This is a genomic window from Pseudorhodoferax sp. Leaf265 (genome assembly GCF_001422365.1).
Lineage (GTDB): Bacteria > Pseudomonadota > Gammaproteobacteria > Burkholderiales > Burkholderiaceae_C > Pseudorhodoferax.
In genome coordinates, this window is record NZ_LMMT01000040.1 from 304,996 (window position 1) to 321,243 (window position 16,248).

The 16,248-nt window shown below is 72.0% G+C and carries 13 protein-coding genes; 12 read left to right on the forward strand and 1 reads right to left on the reverse strand.

Going from position 1 to position 16,248, the window contains the following annotated elements:
* Nucleotides 1–160: 160 nt before the first annotated feature.
* From ASF45_RS32855 to ASF45_RS36750, 12 genes are all read left to right on the forward strand, one after another.
* On the forward strand, nucleotides 161–1,639 hold the full coding sequence (locus tag ASF45_RS32855; protein ID WP_056673699.1) for a nucleobase:cation symporter-2 family protein: 1,479 nt from the start codon (nucleotides 161–163) through the stop codon (nucleotides 1,637–1,639).
* A 146-nt stretch (nucleotides 1,640–1,785) separates the two neighbouring features.
* Nucleotides 1,786–3,066: a hypothetical protein gene (locus ASF45_RS32860; RefSeq protein WP_063887837.1), complete on the forward strand. Its 1,281-nt coding sequence runs from the start codon at nucleotides 1,786–1,788 to the stop codon at nucleotides 3,064–3,066.
* The gene (locus tag ASF45_RS32865; protein WP_056673702.1) at nucleotides 3,063–4,190 is read left to right on the forward strand and encodes a hypothetical protein; all 1,128 of its coding nucleotides are present in this window, start codon (nucleotides 3,063–3,065) and stop codon (nucleotides 4,188–4,190) included. Before ASF45_RS32860 ends, ASF45_RS32865 begins: the two co-directional genes overlap by 4 nt.
* Nucleotides 4,180–5,073: a metal ABC transporter solute-binding protein, Zn/Mn family gene (locus ASF45_RS32870; protein ID WP_056674402.1), complete on the forward strand. Its 894-nt coding sequence runs from the start codon at nucleotides 4,180–4,182 to the stop codon at nucleotides 5,071–5,073. The genes ASF45_RS32865 and ASF45_RS32870 overlap by 11 nt, the downstream gene beginning before the upstream one ends.
* Nucleotides 5,070–5,804, forward strand: a complete 735-nt coding sequence (locus tag ASF45_RS32875) for a metal ABC transporter permease (protein WP_056673704.1) — start codon at nucleotides 5,070–5,072, stop codon at nucleotides 5,802–5,804. Before ASF45_RS32870 ends, ASF45_RS32875 begins: the two co-directional genes overlap by 4 nt.
* Nucleotides 5,805–5,814: 10 nt before the next feature.
* Nucleotides 5,815–6,321, forward strand: a complete 507-nt coding sequence (locus ASF45_RS32880) for a Fur family transcriptional regulator (protein ID WP_056673707.1) — start codon at nucleotides 5,815–5,817, stop codon at nucleotides 6,319–6,321.
* Nucleotides 6,322–6,523: 202 nt separating this feature from the next.
* Nucleotides 6,524–10,354, forward strand: a complete 3,831-nt coding sequence (locus ASF45_RS32885) for a response regulator (RefSeq protein ID WP_056673711.1) — start codon at nucleotides 6,524–6,526, stop codon at nucleotides 10,352–10,354.
* 147 nt (nucleotides 10,355–10,501) lie between these two features.
* The gene (locus ASF45_RS32890; protein ID WP_063887838.1) at nucleotides 10,502–11,086 is read left to right on the forward strand and encodes a spore coat protein U domain-containing protein; all 585 of its coding nucleotides are present in this window, start codon (nucleotides 10,502–10,504) and stop codon (nucleotides 11,084–11,086) included.
* Between the two features lie 86 nt (nucleotides 11,087–11,172).
* Nucleotides 11,173–11,712: a spore coat U domain-containing protein gene (locus ASF45_RS32895; RefSeq protein WP_056673714.1), complete on the forward strand. Its 540-nt coding sequence runs from the start codon at nucleotides 11,173–11,175 to the stop codon at nucleotides 11,710–11,712.
* A gap of 11 nt (nucleotides 11,713–11,723) precedes the next feature.
* A complete protein-coding gene (locus ASF45_RS32900; RefSeq protein ID WP_056673719.1) occupies nucleotides 11,724–12,497 on the forward strand; it encodes a molecular chaperone in 774 nt (257 codons plus the stop codon).
* Between the two features lie 10 nt (nucleotides 12,498–12,507).
* Entirely contained in the window at nucleotides 12,508–15,033 is a 2,526-nt protein-coding gene (locus ASF45_RS34895; protein ID WP_082551407.1) for a fimbria/pilus outer membrane usher protein, read from the forward strand.
* The gene (locus tag ASF45_RS36750; RefSeq protein WP_235581112.1) at nucleotides 14,919–15,854 is read left to right on the forward strand and encodes a spore coat protein U domain-containing protein; all 936 of its coding nucleotides are present in this window, start codon (nucleotides 14,919–14,921) and stop codon (nucleotides 15,852–15,854) included. Before ASF45_RS34895 ends, ASF45_RS36750 begins: the two co-directional genes overlap by 115 nt.
* A 3-nt stretch (nucleotides 15,855–15,857) precedes the next feature.
* On the opposite strand, the gene ASF45_RS32910 is transcribed toward ASF45_RS36750, so the two are convergent.
* Nucleotides 15,858–16,247: an MAPEG family protein gene (locus ASF45_RS32910; RefSeq protein WP_056673725.1), complete on the reverse strand. Its 390-nt coding sequence runs from the start codon at nucleotides 16,245–16,247 to the stop codon at nucleotides 15,858–15,860.
* Nucleotide 16,248 lies beyond the last annotated feature (1 nt).

The window sequence follows — 16,248 nt, forward strand, 5'->3', positions numbered from 1 at the left end:
AGGTCGCCGCGGGTCTCCTCTTCCGAGGGGTTTTGCGACCCCAGCTCCTCACAGAACCCGCTGTGGTGGGGGGAAGAACCGGCCGGCACTGGCCGCGGCTTCCCCCACTGAAAGCCGCCCAGCGCGCGTGCACCTTTCCCGAGCCCCTGGAGAACCTCCGATGACCACGCCCGCTGTCCACCCCGTGGACGAACGCCTGCCCACCGGCCGCCTGGCCGCGCTGGGCCTGCAACATGTTCTCGTGATCTATGCCGGCGCCGTGGCGGTGCCGCTGATCGTGGGCCGCGCGCTGCAGCTCTCGCCGCACCAGGTGGCCATGCTGATCAGCGCCGACCTGTTCTGTTGCGGCATCGTCACGCTGATCCAGTCCTTCGGCATGACGCGCTGGTTCGGCATCAAGCTGCCCGTGATGATGGGCGTGACCTTCGCGGCCGTCGGCCCCATGGTGGCCTTCGCCAACGCCATGCCCGGCGTGGAAGGCGCGCGCGCGATCTTCGGCGCCATCATCGGCGCGGGCGTGATCTCCATGCTGATCGCGCCGGCCATCAGCAAGATGCTGCGCTTCTTCCCGCCCGTGGTCACGGGCACCATCATCGCCGTCATCGGCATCAGCCTGATGCGCGTGGGCGTGGGCTGGGCCATGGGCGGCCCGTCCTCGATGGCGCAGACCGTCGATGCCGAGGCCCTGGGCCGGCTGGTGGATGCCACGCGCGCGGCGGCCCAGGCCAAGGGCGTGCCCATGGGCCAGTTGCTGGGCCCGATCCCGATGATGGACAACCCGCGCTACGGCGCGCTCGACACCATGGGCATCGCCGCCGCGGTGCTGGTCTTCATCCTGCTGCTGGTGCGCTTCGGCCGCGGTTTCGTGGCCAACATCTCGGTGCTGCTGGGCATCGTGGCCGGCTGCGCGGTGGCCGTGGCCATGGGCAAGATGGACTTCCACAAGGTGGCCGAGGCGGCCTGGTTCGACATCGTCACGCCGCTGGCCTTCGGCATGCCGACCTTCGACCCGGTGATGATCCTGACCATGACGCTGGTGATGGTCGTCGTGATGATCGAGTCCACCGGCATGTTCCTCGCGCTGTCGGACATCACGGGCAAGAAGATCACGCAGGCCGAGCTGGCTGCGGGCCTGCGCACGGACGGCCTGGGCACCGTGATCGGCGGCTTCTTCAACACCTTCCCCTACACCAGCTTCAGCCAGAACGTGGGCCTGGTCGGCGTGACCGGCGTGCGCAGCCGCTGGGTCTGCGTGGCCGGCGGCGTGATCATGGTGGTGCTGGGCCTGTTGCCCAAGATGGGGGCACTGGTGGAGAGCGTGCCCACCTTCGTGCTCGGTGGCGCCGGGCTCGTGATGTTCGGCATGGTGGCGGCCACCGGCATCCGCATCCTGTCGGCCGTGGACTTCCGCGGCAACCGCAACAACCTGTACATCGTGGCGCTGGCCATCGGCTTCGGCCTGATCCCGCTGGTGGCACCGCGCTGGATGCAGCAGATGGCGCACGGCTTGCACCCGCTGCTGGAGTCCGGCATCCTGCTGACGGCCATCGCCGCGGTGCTGCTCAACATCTACTTCAACGGCACGGGAGACAGCACGGCCGATGCGATCGAGGCCGCCAAGGCCGCCGAAGCGCACTGAGCCGCCCTCTTCGCCGCCCACCGGGGCCGGATGCGCATCGCGCATCCGGCCCTTGTCCTTTGCGGCTGGCCCTCATGCGATGTGACTACATAACATGTTATGTTATAACTCTAAACTCAATGAACGAGGCACTTCAGAGGAGAACCATGCCGAGCCACGCCGCTTCCCGTCCCACCCGTTTCGCACTGGGCCTTGCCGCCGCCCTTGCCCTGGCCGCCTGCGGCGGCGGCGGTGGCGACGACGACGACGACCATGCCCACGAGCACCACGACATCGACACGGCCGGCCGCCTGGCCATCGCCGAGAGCGGTTCGCCGACCCTGCGCCTGCACGACCTGGACAGCGCCAGCGTGGTCGCCAGCTTCAACCTGGCCAACAGCCCCAGCGCGGTCTACGCCAGCCCCGGCGGCCGCTATGCGCTGGCGCTGCAGCGCACGCAGGACACCACGCAGATCGTCGACGGCGGCATCTGGCAGGAAGACCATGGCGACCACGACCACGACTACAAGCAGGAGCCGCGGCTGCTGACGCTGCGCCTGGACGGCCCCCAGCCCACGCACTACGACGACCGCGCCGGCCAAGCCGCGCTGTTCATGGACGGCCGCGCCGCCAGCGCGCAGAACGCCTCGGCCCTGCTGCTGACGGACGCCGGCATCGGCGCTGGCCAGGTGGCCGCCACGCTGGCGCTCACGGCCCCCATGCATGGCTTCGCCGAACCCAACGGCGAGCACCTGGTCACCAGCGCATTGGTGGCCGGCGCCACCGCGCCGACGCAGGTGGAGATCTACCGCCGCCAGGGCAGCGCCTACAGCTTCGTGCAGCGGCTGGATGCGCTGTGCCCCGGCATGCACGGCAGCTACACCCAGGGCCAGACCACGGTGGCCGGCTGCAGCGACGGCGCCCTGCTGGTGCGCCCCGCGGCCGGCGGCAACTTCGGCGCCACGCGCGTCACCGCGCCCTCGGGCATCTCCACCATCGCCGGCCATCCCGCCATGGCGCGCTTCGTCGGCATCGGCAACAGCGGCACGCCCTCGACCACGCGCTTCTACGACATCGACCCGGCCACCCACGCCGCCACGGCCATCGCCATCGCCGGCTGGGGCGAAGGCCGGCTGCGCCGCGCCCACGGCTTCGACCGCGCGGGCCGCACGCTGTTCGTGCTCGACGACCTGGGCACGCTCTACGCGCTGCAGTACAGCGCCGGCGCCTGGGCCACGCGCGCCACGGTGCCTGGCGCCGTACCGTCCATGCCCGCGGCGGCGCCCTTCCCGGCTTTCGCAGCGAATGGCGCGCGCGACGAGGTCTACCTGAGCGACCCGAACGGCAGGCAACTGCTGGTCCTCGACACGGCGCAGCTGCAGGTCAAGCAGCGCGTGGCGCTGGGCTTTGCGCCCTCCTACCTCACCTGGCTGGGGATCGCACGGTGAAGCGGCTTGCACTGACTGCGGCCCTGGCAGCTGCCACCGGCGCCCAGGCGCAAGACCCGGCACCGGCCGAGCGCTGGCAATTCGGCGCGGTGCTCGACGTGGCCGCCTCCTCGCGCGTGCCGGCCCTGGGCCAGCGCGTGCAGGGCCTGGGCCTGGGCCACAGCGACATCAGCCTGTTCGGTCCCATCGGCAGCGCGCTGCAGGCCCAGATCACGACGGCTGTGCACAGCCACGACGACGACCTGGAGGCCGAGCTCGAAGAGGCCTTCGTGCAGACGCGCAGCCTGCCGGCCGGCCTGCAGGCGCGCGCCGGCCGCTTCTCCTCGCAGCTGGGCTACCTCAACGAGCAGCACCCGCATGCCGACGATTTCGTCGAGCGCCCGCTGCTGTACCGCGCCTTCCTGGGCGGCCACTGGTACGACGATGGCGTGCGCCTGAACTGGACCGCCCCCACCGAGCTCTACCTGCGCCTGGGTGCCGAGGTGTTCCGCGGCCGCCAGCTGGTGCAGGAAGCCAGCCGCACGCAGAGCCCCGGCGCCTTCGTGCTGACGGCGCGCACGGGTGGCGACATCGGCCGCTCGCACAGCTGGCAAGCCGGGCTGTCCTGGCTGCACAACCGGCGCGAGGCCGCGCTGGAGGACGCGCACGACCACGGCGGCGACGAGCATGACCACGACCATGCGCATGCCCACGGCGCGGCCTACAGCGGCAAGCATCTGTACCTGCTCGATGTGGCCTACAAGTGGGCGCCCGACGGCAACAACAGCCGCCAGCAGCTGCGCCTGGCCTACGAGTACGCCGAGGTGCGCGACCTGAACCGTTACGCCAGCAACGGCGACAGGCACAGGGCGCACTACCTCAGCGCGGTCTGGCGCTTCGCGCCGACCTGGGAAGTCGGTGTGCGCACCGACCTGCTGCGTGTGCGCCAGCCGCATGGCGACCACTTCCACGGCGCCCGGCTGGCCGAGGACGCCGTGATGCTGGCCTACAAGCCCACGCACATGCAGAGCCTGCGCCTGCAGTTCACGCGCCAGCGCGATGCGGTCGGTTTCGACACCGGCAAGCATGCGCTGCAACTCCAGTACGTCCTCTCCTTCGGTGCCCATGCTGCGCATGCGTTCTAGTCTCGCCGCCCTGCTGCTCTGTGCCACGGCAGGCGCCAGCCAGGCCCTGACCGTGTTCGCCTGCGAGCCCGAATGGGCGGCGCTGGTGCGCCAGCTGGCGCCCGGCGCCCAGGTGACGAGCGCCACCCACGCGCGGCAGGACCCGCACCACATCGAGGCCCGCCCCAGCCTGATCGCTGCGCTGCGCCGCGCCGACCTGGCGGTCTGCACCGGCGCCGCGCTGGAGGCCGGCTGGCTGCCCATGCTGCAGCAGCGCGCCGGCAATGCGCGCGTGCAGGACGGCGCGGCCGGCATGTTCTACGCGGCCGACCATGTCACCTTGATCGACCCGCGTCCGCCCGGCACGCCGTTCGACGGCGACGTGCACAGCGAGGGCAACCCGCACTTGCACCTGGACCCGGACCGGCTACTGGCCATCGCCCAGGCGCTGTCGCTGCGCCTGCAACAGATCGAACCGGCACGCGCCGCCGAGCATGCACTGCGCTGGCAGGCCTTCCAGGCCGACTGGCGTGCGCGCATGGCGGCCTGGCGCGAACGTGCGGCGCCGCTGCGCGGCACCCAGGTCGCGGCCCAGCACAGCACCTACGCGTACCTGTGGCACTGGCTGGGCATGGCGCAGGTGGCCGACCTGGAGCCCCAGCCCGGCATGCCGCCCACGCCGGGCCACCTGCAGCGCGTGCTGCAGGCCACGCGCGCCGCGCCGCCGCGTGCGGTGGTCGTGTCCCTCTACCAGGACGTGCGGCCGGCGCAATGGCTGGCGCAGCAACTGGGCGGCAGCACGCGCTTGCTGCATCTGCCCTCCACGGTGACCGAGGACGCGCAGGCGGCGGACCTGGCCGCGCTGTTCGACGGGCTCATCGCGCAGCTGCTGGAGCCGCGTTGAGCCCGGACGCACTGGTCTGGCTGGCCGCGCCGGTGGCGGCGCTGGCCGTGGCCTGCCTGGCCCTGGTGCCGCTGGGCGCCCAGGTGCTGGCGCGCGGCGTGGTCTTCATCGATCTGGCCGTGGCCCAGGTGGCGGCCTGCGGCGCGCTGACCTGTGCGCTGGCACTGGACCATCCGCCGGCCTGGGCCACGGCCCTGGCCGCCAGCGCCGCGGCACTGGCCGGCGCGGCCGCGGTGCGGGCCATCGCGCGGCGGGCGCCGCGCCAGCGCGAAGCCCTGATCGGCCTGGTCTACGTGGCCGGCGCCAGCATCGCCGTGCTGGCGGCCGCCCAGGCACCGCACGGCCGCGAGCTGCTGACGGCCCTGCTGGCCGCCGACGTGCTGTGGGCGCCCTGGCCGGCCACCGCGCTGCTGGCCGGCGCGGCGCTGCTGGTCGCGCTGGCCGCCGGCCGGCTCCGGCGCGACGCCTGGTTCTACCCGGTGTTCGCGCTCGCGCTCAGCGCCGCCGTGCCGGCGCTGGGCTTGTACCTGGTGTTCGCGCTGCTGATCGCGCCGGCGCTGTGGCTTGCGCGCGGCCTGCGCCTGGTTGGGGCACAGGCCTTGGCGGCGCTCGCCTGCGCGCTGGGCCTGGCCCTGTCCTGGGCGCGCGACTGGCCCAGCGGCGCCTGCGTGGCCCTGGCGCTGTGCGGGTTGGGCCTGATGGCCCTGCTGCGCCGGGAGGGGCCGGCCTAGAATTCCGGCCATGCCCCGCAAGACCGCCTCCCGTGCCCCCGTGCAGACCGCCAAGCAGCCCACGCCGCGGCGGCACCGGCAGGCACTGGCCGACGCCCAGGCACGCTGCGCCGCCCAGGGCGCGCAGCTGACCGAGCAGCGCGCGCTGGTGCTGGAGCTGCTGCTGGCGCGCGACGGCGCGGGCAAGGCCTACGACCTGCTGGCCGACATGCGCGCGCTGAACCCGGGCGTGGCGCCGATGACGGTCTACCGCGCCCTCGATTTCCTGGTCGAGCAGGGCCTGGTCCACAAGGTCGCCGCCACCAGCAGCTTCGTGGTCTGCAAGCACGGCCCGCATCCGCACAACGACCCGGTGTTCCTGGTCTGTGGCCGCTGCGGCGACGCCACCGAGTGGGACAACCCGGCCCTGGGCAGCCAGGTCGAGCAGGCGCTCGCCGGCCTGGGCCTGCATGCCCACGGCATGGAGATCAGCGTGGATTGCGCACGCTGCCAGGCCCTGGATACGCAGCGGCGTTAGTCCCCGCACCGACATCACCCCTGCCGGTCGACGGCCGCCACAAGGCCGATGCCGCTGCCGGGCTACGGCACCTGGGCCGACGTGCTGCAGATCACGCCGGCCTGGCGCGCCAAAGGCCGTGCTCGTCGCCCTGTCCTACGCGGCCCAGCCGGCGACGCGCTTAGTCTCGGCGGTTTTGCAGCAGCCCCCCCGGAGGTTTGCCATGCCGCCCACGGACCAGCTCAGCCCGCGCCTGAGGTTCGCCCAGCTGGCCTGCGCGCTGTCGGCGCTCACGGCTCTGGCGGTGCTGGTGGGCTGGGCGTTCGACCTGCCCGCGCTGCGCAGCGTGATCCCGGGCGCGGTGCAGATGAAGGCCAACACCGCCCTGGGCCTGCTGGCCTGTTCGGCTGCGCTGTGGCTGCGCACCCGGCCCGCCCCAGCGGCCGACCGCTGGGCCCAGGGCCTGGCCGGTGCCGTGGCCCTGCTGGGCCTGGTGACGCTGGCCGAATACCTGTTCGACTGGAATCCCTGGCTGAACGAGGCACTGCTCCGCGACCACGACACCGCCTTCGACCCCGCGCGCGGCCGCATGTCGCCCTACAGCGCAGTCGCGCTGGTGGCCCTGGCCGGCGCCATCGCCGCCATGCCGCACCCGCGCCTGCTGACGCTGGCCCGCACCGCGGCCGCCCTGGTGGCAGGCATCGGCATCGTGTCGTTCACCGGCTACCTGTGGAATGTCAGCGCCATCGTGACCGACCGCATCGCGCCACCGGTGGCCTTGCACACGGCCTGGGCCTTCGTGCTGCCGGGCACGGCGGCGCACCTGCTGGCCGCCACGCTGCACGCCCAGCCCGGCTCGCGCGTGCGCAGCCGCATCGAGACCCTGGTGCTGTCGGGTTTCATCCCCACCGCGCTGTTCGTGCTCATGGGCGGTGGGCTGACCTACACGACGGGCGTGCGTTTTGCCGACACCGCGCGCCTGATCGCGCACACGCAGGAGGTGCGCGCCGAGCTGGCCGGCGTCTACGGTGCGATCGCCGACGCCGAACTCGCGCGCCGCAACCAGATGCTGACCGGCGAGCAGCAGTTCTCTGTCGACTACGAGAGCTGGGCCGTCGCGACGCGTCGCAAGCTGGACGACGTGCGCGACCTGGTCAGCGACAACCCCGAGCAGCTGGCGCGCCATGCGCGCCTGAGCGCGCGGGCCGAGACCCACCTGCGCCTGCTCGAGACCGTGGGCTCCGCGCTGATCCGCGAGGGCGAGGCGCCCGCGCGCGATCTGCTGCGCAACGAGAGCACGCGCCAGAACCTGCAGCAACTGCGCGAACTCGTGCACGAGATGGACGCCGCCGAGGCCGCGCTGCTGGAAACCCGGCTGCGCCGTGCCGAGTCGCAGCGCGATTCCACGCTGGCGGCCCTGCTGATCACGCTGCTGCTGCTGACGGCCTTGTTCGTGCTGCTGTTCCGCAGCATCCGGCAGGAGGTGCGGGCCAGGGCCGTGGCCGAGAATCACCTGCAGCAGCTCAACGCGGGGCTGGAGCAGCGCGTGCAGGAGCGCACCAGCGAGCTGCAGTTCCAGCAGGCGTTCCTGCGGCGCGTGATCGACCTGAACCGCAACCTGATCTTCGCCAAGGACGCCGAGGGCCGCTTCGTGCTGGCCAACCAGGCGCTGGCCGAGGCCTACGGCACCGACGTGGAGACCCTGGTCGGTCGCAGCGAGCTGGACTTCAACCCCGACCATGCGCAGGTGCAGCGCTTCTTCGCCTCCGACCGGCAGGTCATCGAGAGTGGCCGCGACCTGCTGATCGAGGAGGAACGACTGGTCGCCGCCGACGGCAGCACGCGCTGGTTCAGCACCATCAAGCGCCCCATCCTGTCGCTGGACGGGCGCCAGCGCATCCTGCTGGGCGTGGCCACCGACATCACCAAGCGCAAGCAGGCCGAGGACGAACTGCGCCAGATGGCCGCCACGCTGGAGCAGCGCGTGCAGGAGCGCACCTTGGCCCTGCAGCAGGCCAATGCGGCGCTGGTGGCTGCGCGCCAGGAGGCCGATGCCGCCAGCCGCACCAAGTCGGCGTTCCTGGCCAACATGAGCCACGAGATCCGCACGCCGATGAACGCCATCATCGGCCTGACGCACCTGCTGGCGCGCGATGCGCGCGACCGCACCCAGCGCGAGCGGCTGGACAAGGTGGGCGCCGCTGCCCAGCACCTGCTGCAGGTGATCAACGACATCCTGGACATCTCCAAGATCGAGGCCGGCAAGCTCACGCTGGAGAACATCGAGTTCTCGCTGGACGGCGTGCTGGCCCGCGCCATCGAGCTGGTGGCCGCGCCGGCCCGCAGCAAGGGCCTGGAGCTGATCCTGGACCAGGACCATCTGCCGCGCCGTCTGTGCGGCGACCCCACGCGCCTGTCGCAGATCCTCATCAACCTCCTGACCAACGCCGTCAAGTTCACCGAGACGGGCTGGGTCCGCGTGCGCGGCGCGGTGGTCCAGGAAGACGCACAGCGGCAGCTGGTGCGCTTGGAGGTGCAGGACACCGGCCCGGGCATCTCGCGCGACCGCCAGGCGGCGCTGTTCAACGCCTTCGAGCAGGCCGACAACTCCTTCTCGCGCCGCCATGGCGGCACCGGCCTGGGCCTGGCCCTGTCGCGCCAGCTGGCGCGCGCCATGGGCGGCGACGCCGGTGTCGAGAGCGCGCCCGGCTCCGGCAGCAGCTTCTGGTTCACGGCCTGGCTGGGCCGCGCGGCGCAGGCGCTCCGGCCCGCCGTCCAGCCCGCGCTGCAGGGCCTGCGCGCGCTGGTCATCGACGACCTGCCCGAAGCCCTGGCCGTGATCGGCGAGCAGCTGCAGCTGCTGGGCGTGCAGGTCGATGCGGTCGGCAGCTGCGACGAGGCGGCGCGCCGCATCGAGACCCGCATGGCGGCGCGCCAGGCCTACGACGTGCTGCTGATCGACTGGCGCATGGAGCCGGCCGACGGCATCGAGACGCTGGCGCGGCTGCGCGCGCTGCTGGGCGACGGCATCCCACCCAGCATCCTGGTGACGGCCTTCGACGAACCGACACTGGTGCAGCGCGCCCGCGCCGCCCATTTCGATGCCGTGATGCTCAAGCCCCTGACCTCCAGCGCCCTGCAGGAGCGCCTGGTCGAGTTGCTGCGCAGCGCTGACACCGACGCCGAGGCCGAAGCGGCCGGCCTGCACGCCTCCGATGCCGCCAGCCTGTTGCAGCAGCGCCATGCCGGCCAGCGCATCCTGCTGGCCGAAGACAACCCCGTGAACCGCGAGGTGGCGCAGGACCTGCTGCAGCTCGTCGGATTGGTGGTGGAAACGGCCTGGGACGGTGGCCGCGCCGTGGAGATGGCGCTGTCGCGCCGCTACGACCTGATCCTCATGGACGTGCAGATGCCCGTCATGGACGGCACCGAGGTCACGCGGGCGATCCGCCAGCGCGAGGGCGAGGGCACGCCCATCATCGCCATGACCGCCAACGCCTTCGCCGAGGACCGCCAGGCCTGCCTGGACGCGGGCATGAACGACCACGTGGGCAAACCCGTCGACCCCGAAGCCTTGTACGCCAAGCTGCTGCGCTGGCTGCCGCTGCACGAACCCGCCACCTCGGGCCTGCAGCCGCTGCTGCCGGCCGGCGGACCGCCGCACGGCGAGCCGCTGCAGGCACGGCTGGCGCGCGTGCCCGGTTTCGACGTGGAGCAGGCGCTGCGCCACGTGGCCGGACAGATGCCGATCCTGGAGCGCGCGCTGGGCCGCTTCGTCGAAACCTATGCGCAGGGGCTGCCCGAGCTGCTGGACACCAGCGGAACGCCGGCCGAACTCGGCGCGCGCTGGCGCAAGGTCTGCCACTCGGTGCGCGGCGCCCTGACCACGGTGGGTGCGCCCGCCCTGCTGCTGGCCTTGCGTGGCTTCGAGCAGCAGTTGGCCGATGGCGCCGCGCCCGCCACGCTGTCCGCCCAGGGCCTGCAGCTACACCGCGAGCTGGTGCAGCTGGTGCGCCGCCTGGCGCGTGAACTGGGCCACGGCCCACCGGGCTGACAGCGGGAGACTGTGGCGCAACTGTGTCGCGCCGCGTCGCAATGCGCCACCGTTGCGCCACGGTTGAAGGGGCCCCGGGTTGAACAATTCAAGCCATCGGATCGCACAGCGGTCCGGCCCCGACAACGCACCGCAACGAGGTCCACCATGCGCCGTACCGTCACCCAGATCGCCCTGTCCGCCCTGTCCACCGCCGCCGTGCTGGCAGCGCCCAGTGTGATGGCGGCCGGCTCACTGGCCGGCCAGCTCAACGCCCAGATGACCCTGCAAGCCGGCTGCATCGTCTCCGGCGCCCCCGGCGCAGGTTCCACCGGCGTGAACTTCGGCACCCTGGACTTCGGCACCCAGCCGGCCACCTTCACCGGCATCCTGACCGCCACCGCCTCCGGCGGTGCCGGTGGCGCCGGCGCCACCCAGATCCTGTGTTCGCCCGATGTCACCTCGCTGTCCATCACCGTCAGCGGCGGCAACAACGCCGGCCAGGGCGGCTCGGTCGGCGTCGGTTCGCGCGCCATGAAGCTGGGCACCTTCAGCTACCTGCCCTACGAGGTCTACAGCGAGCCCGGCATGACCAACGCCTACCCCACCAGCGCCAGCGCCGTCGGCGTCATGCTGCCCGGCACCGGCGTGGCCCTGCCGCTGCCCATCTATGGCCGCATCAACAAGACCAGCGCCGCCGCCCTGACCTCCGGCACCTACACCGACGTGCTGCAGGTCACGCTGACCTGGTAAGTAGGACGACACCTTATTCGGGCGATCCCCAGCTAAATAATTTAGAAAACTGTTTCAAAATTTGAGCGTTGCAAGGAAGGAGATCCATGCAGATGGTGCGGTGTGCGACGCTCGGATGTGCCACGGTGCTGGCGCTGGCCTGCAGCGGCCTGTCGCGCGCCAACACGCAGGTGCCGACCACCGCCAACTTCCTGGTCAGCGCGACGGTCTCCTCCGGCTGCTGGGTGGTGGGCAACGTCTCGCAGACCAGCGGCATCGGCTTCGGCAAGCTGGATTTCGGTAGCCACCCGGCCGTGCAGGCCGGCAGCTACGACGCCGCCATCGGCCTGGCCACCAGCCCCGCGCAGGTGCAATGCACGCCGGGTGCCACCGTGACCATGACCATCGACGGCGGCCAGAACGCCCAGGGCGGCCAGCGCCGCATGCGCTTCGGCAGCTACTACCTGCCCTACACGCTGACCACCCAGGCCGGCGGCGGCACCGTGGTCGCGCCCGGTGTGGGCGTCTCGGTGGACGCCAGCGCCGGCCCCACGCTGGTGCCGGTCTATGGCCGTGCCACCGCGCCGGGGGCCGGCCTGCCGGCAGGCAACTACACCGACACCCTGCAAGTGGTCTTCAGCTGGTAGGAGACAAGCCGATGCTGCGCACCGTCCTGTTGCACACCCTGGCATGGGCCGCCTGCCTGGCCGGCGCCCCGGCGTGGGCCCAGTCCTCGCTCATGATCTGGCCGCTCGACCCGGTGATCGAGGACGACCAGCGCGCCGCCGCGCTGTGGCTGGAGAACCGCGGCCAGCAGCCGATGTCGCTGCAGATCCGCGTTCTGGCCTGGAGCCAGGGCGACCGGACCGACAGCTACGCGAACCAGGACGCCGTCATCGCCAGCCCCCCGATGGCCGTGGTGCCGGCCGGCCAACGCCAGCTGGTGCGGCTCATGAGCACCCGCCCGGCGCCCGTGGGCACCGAGGTGGCCTACCGCGTCCTCGTGGACGAGCTGCCCAGCGCCGACAGCGGCGAGGACAGCCAGCGCCAGGGCAGCGCCATGGGCATCAAGCTGCAGATCCGCTACTCGGTGCCGCTGTTCGTCTCGGGCAAGGACCACTGGACCAAGCCGCGCGCCGACAAGCCGCGCGATGCCGCCACCGCCGCCAAGCCCGACCTGCGCTGGCGCACCGAGCGCGGCATGGACGGCCACTACCTGTTCGTGCGCAACGACGGCCGCGCCCATGCGCGGCTCACGGCCGTGCAATGGGCGCGCGGCAACGACCTGGTGACCGTCAACCCCGGCCTGCTCGGCTATGTGCTGCCCGGAGCCGAGATGCGCTGGAAACTGGAACAGCCGCCGCCGCCGGGCCATGTGCCACAGGCGCGTGTGAACAACGCCGAGGCCGTGACCGTGTTCACGGCCCAATAGCCGGCGTGAGATGCATGCACTGCCGTCCTCCATCGTCCTGATGGCAGTCATGGCCAGCACCAGCGCCCAGCCCCAGGGACTGCCGCCGCCGCCGCAGCCCGGCGCCGCGGCGGCACTGGCCGGCGCCACGCTGTACCTGGAGCTGGTGGTCAACCAGCAAGCCACCGGCCAGGTGGTGCCTGTGCTCGTGAAGGACGGCAGCTACCACGTGGCCGCCGACACGCTGCGCGCGCTGCACGTGCGCACACCGGCCACCGGCGCCCAGCTGGTGGCGGTGGACCGCATCGAGGGCCTGGGCGTGCGCTACGACAGCGTGGCCCAGCGGCTGGAGCTCATGCTGCCGCCAGCCTGGCTGCCCGAGCAGCAGCTGGGCAGCGGCGCGCCGGTCAACCGGCTGCGCCCCACGGTAGGCCGCGGCTTCCTGCTGAACTACGAGCTCTACGCCACCAACCCCGGCCGCGCCGAGTCCAGCACCTCGCTGTGGACCGAGCAGCGCTGGTTCGGCGCCTGGGGCCTGTTGTCCAACACCGGCATCGCGCGCCACACCCGCAGCAGCGGCACCGACGGCGCCGGCATCGCAGGTGGCCAGGGCTACCTGCGCTACGACACCAGCTGGCGCTACTCGGACACCGACGCCGTGCGCTCGGTCACGGCCGGCGACCTGATCACGGCCACGCTGCCCTGGGGCAGCGCGGTGCGCATCGGCGGCATCCAGGTCGCCCGCAACTTCGCGATCCGGCCCGACCTCGTGCCCTACCCGCTGCCCACCTTCTCGGGCCAGGCCGCCGTGCCCTCGGCCGTGGACCTGTTCATCAACGGCCAGCGCGCCGGCCGCGAGAACGTGCAGCCGGGGCCGTTCACGCTGAACACCATGCCCTTCATCACGGGCGCGGGCGAGGCCGCCGTGGTGACCACCGACGCGCTGGGCCGCCAGGTGCTGACCACGGTGCCGTTCTACGTGTCCAGCACGCTGCTCAAAGCCGGGACCTCCGACTACGCGCTGTCGGCCGGCGCGCTGCGGCGCGGCTACGGGCAGGACAGCTTCGGCTACGGCCGCGCCGTCGCCAGCGGCAGCTGGCGCTACGGTCTCGGCGACACGGTGACGCTGGAGGCGCGTGGCGAGCTGGCGCGCGGCCTGCAGGTGGCCGGCGCCGGCGCGGTGGTGGCGCTGGGCCGCTACGGCGTGCTCAACGGCGCGCTGGCCCACGGCGGCGACGGCGTGCAGTGGACCGCCGGCTACCAGTACAACGCCCAGCGCTTCGGCCTGGCGCTGCAGCACACCCAGCGCACCGGTGGCTGGCGCGACCTGGCCGGGCTGGACCGCCGCGAAGGCGCCACCGTGGGCCGCAGCAACACCCAGGTCACGACCAGCCTGTCGCTGGGCGCGATCGGTGCCGTCGCCATCGGCTACTTCGACGCCCAGGCGCTGGACGGGGCGCGCAGCCGCATCGCCACGGCCAGCTACTCGCGGGCGCTGGGCAGCAGCAGCTTCCTGTCGCTGAACCTGAACAAGGCGGTGAGCGGCAAGGACTACCTGGTGCAGCTGCAATGGACGCTGCTGCTCGGCGACCGCGGCGCCATGAGCGTGGTCGGCACGCGCGACCGCAACGGCTTCGGCCGCCAGCTGCAGTACAGCCGCACGCCGCCACCGTCCGGTGGCCTGGGCTGGAACCTGTCGTACGCCAACAGCGCCGGCCCGGACGACTACCGCCAGGGCAGCATGACCTGGCGCGGTGACACCCTGCAGCTGCAGGGCGGTGCCTACGCCCAGGGCGGGCGCAGCTCCACCTGGGCCAGCGCCAGCGGCTCCATCGTGGCCATGGACGGCGGCTGGTTCGCGGCGAACCGCATCAACGACGCCTTCGCGCTGGTCTCCACCGGCGTGGGCGACGTGCCGGTGCGCTTCGAGAACCAGCTGATCGGCCGCACCAACACGCGCGGCCACCTGCTGGTGCCCGGCGTCAACGCCTACTACCCGGCGCGCTTCGAGGTCGACCTGCTGGACCTGCCCGAGGACATGCAGGTGGCCCAGTCCGAGCAGCGCGTGCTGCTGGGCTCGGGCAGCGGTGCGCTGCTGCGCTTTTCCATCCAGAAGGTGCGTGCGGCCAGCCTCACGCTGGTGGACCTGGCCGGCCGGCCGCTGCCGGTGGGCCTGTCGGTGCAGCTGCTGGGCTCGGGCCGCAGCGCCACGCTGGGCTGGGACGGCCAGGTCTACCTGGAGGGCCTGGCGCCGGACAACGAACTGCTGGTGCGCGGGGTCGGCTTCGAGAGCTGCCGCGTCCGCTTCACATTGGACGAACAGGCCACGGGCGTGGCCCGGCTCGGCCCGTTGCTGTGCCGCCCCCTGCCTTCCAACGCGCTGCTCGGCCGCTGGCCCTCAACCCGGTGTACCCCTCCATGCAAAGCCCCACCCTCCCCCTGTTGCTGGCGCTGGCCGGCCTGGCCCCGCTGGGCGCGCAGGCCTGCACCATGGCCGAGACCGGCGGCCTGCTGCCCAGCGTGGCGACCCAGCGCGTGGCCGGTGGCCCCACGGTGACGACCTCGGCCAGCTTCAACTTCAACTGCGCCGGCGTGGTGCTGGCCCTGCTCAACGGCACGCCCACGCTCAAGGGCCAGCTGCAGGCCAACACCACCGGCCTCACGCTCAAGAACACGCTCAACAACACGCTGCAGATTCCCTACCAGATCTACAGCAACACCGGCTACAGCACCGGCTACGCCAGCGGCGCGCTGGTGGTGGACCTGAACGGCGCCAACCTGCTCGGCCTGTTGACCGCCGGCAGCGGCACCAACGTGCCGATCTACATCGCCACCACGCCGGGGCCCAACATCCCGGCGGGCGTGTACACCGACACGCTGCAGGTGACCTGGACCTACTTCAACATCTGCGAGGGCCTGATCGGCGCGCTCGGCCTGTGCGTGGGCGTGGCCAACACCGGCACCACCGTCAGGAACCTGACGATCTCGCTGACCGTCAGCAACGACTGCACCATCACCGCGCCGCCGGTGAGCTTCGGCAGCGCACCGCTGCTGGCCGGCTTTCCCACGGTGTCGCAGAACATCAGCCTGCAGTGCAGCCGCAACATGGTCTACACGGTGGGCCTGTCGCCCGGCAGCTACGCCAGCGGCGGGCGCCGCCGCATGGCCTCGGGCACCTCGCGGCTGGCCTACGACATCTTCAAGGCCGACAACACGGTCTGGGGCAGCGCCGACACCGCCACCCGCGCGGCCGGCCCGGCGCCGGCCACGGGCAACAGCGTGCAGACCATTCCCTACAGCGCGCGCATCTACCAGGACCAGGCCAATCCGGCGCCCGGCACCTACACCGACAACGTCGTCGTGGACGTGAGCTTCTAGATGTCAGCGCACGAAGAACAAGGCCACGCTGACGGCCAGGCCGCAGGTCCACACCAGGCTGCGCAATGTGCTTCTGTCGCGGATGTAGAGCGACACATAGACCACGCGCAGCAGCACATAGGCCACGGCCAGCGCGTCGATGCGCGCCTGCGTGGCGCCGAACTGGTGGGCCGCCAGCACGCCGGCCATGAACAGCGGCAGGCCTTCGAAGCCGTTGTGCTGCGCCGCCAACGCCCGGGCGCGCCAGCCACCCTGGCGTGCCGCCCAGTCGCGCGGCGCGTGGTTGTCGCCCAGCCTGAAGGCGCCGGCCTTGGCGATCCAGGCGGTCAGATAGGGCAGCAAGGCGGCGGCCAGCAGGCACCAGTAGGCCAGGCTCAGGTGGTGGGTTTGCATC

Bases quoted from the DNA above. Each gene is read 5' to 3' on its own strand.
- ASF45_RS32855 (WP_056673699.1), top strand. From the start codon at position 161: ATGACCACGCCCGCTGTCCACCCCGTGGACGAACGCCTGCCCACCGGC.
- ASF45_RS32860 (WP_063887837.1), top strand. From the start codon at position 1,786: ATGCCGAGCCACGCCGCTTCCCGTCCCACCCGTTTCGCACTGGGCCTT.
- ASF45_RS32870 (WP_056674402.1), top strand. From the start codon at position 4,180: ATGCGTTCTAGTCTCGCCGCCCTGCTGCTCTGTGCCACGGCAGGCGCC.
- ASF45_RS32880 (WP_056673707.1), top strand. From the start codon at position 5,815: ATGCCCCGCAAGACCGCCTCCCGTGCCCCCGTGCAGACCGCCAAGCAG.
- ASF45_RS32885 (WP_056673711.1), top strand. From the start codon at position 6,524: ATGCCGCCCACGGACCAGCTCAGCCCGCGCCTGAGGTTCGCCCAGCTG.
- ASF45_RS32890 (WP_063887838.1), top strand. From the start codon at position 10,502: ATGCGCCGTACCGTCACCCAGATCGCCCTGTCCGCCCTGTCCACCGCC.
- ASF45_RS32895 (WP_056673714.1), top strand. From the start codon at position 11,173: ATGCAGATGGTGCGGTGTGCGACGCTCGGATGTGCCACGGTGCTGGCG.
- ASF45_RS32900 (WP_056673719.1), top strand. From the start codon at position 11,724: ATGCTGCGCACCGTCCTGTTGCACACCCTGGCATGGGCCGCCTGCCTG.
- ASF45_RS34895 (WP_082551407.1), top strand. From the start codon at position 12,508: ATGCATGCACTGCCGTCCTCCATCGTCCTGATGGCAGTCATGGCCAGC.
- ASF45_RS32910 (WP_056673725.1), bottom strand. From the start codon at position 16,247: ATGCAAACCCACCACCTGAGCCTGGCCTACTGGTGCCTGCTGGCCGCC.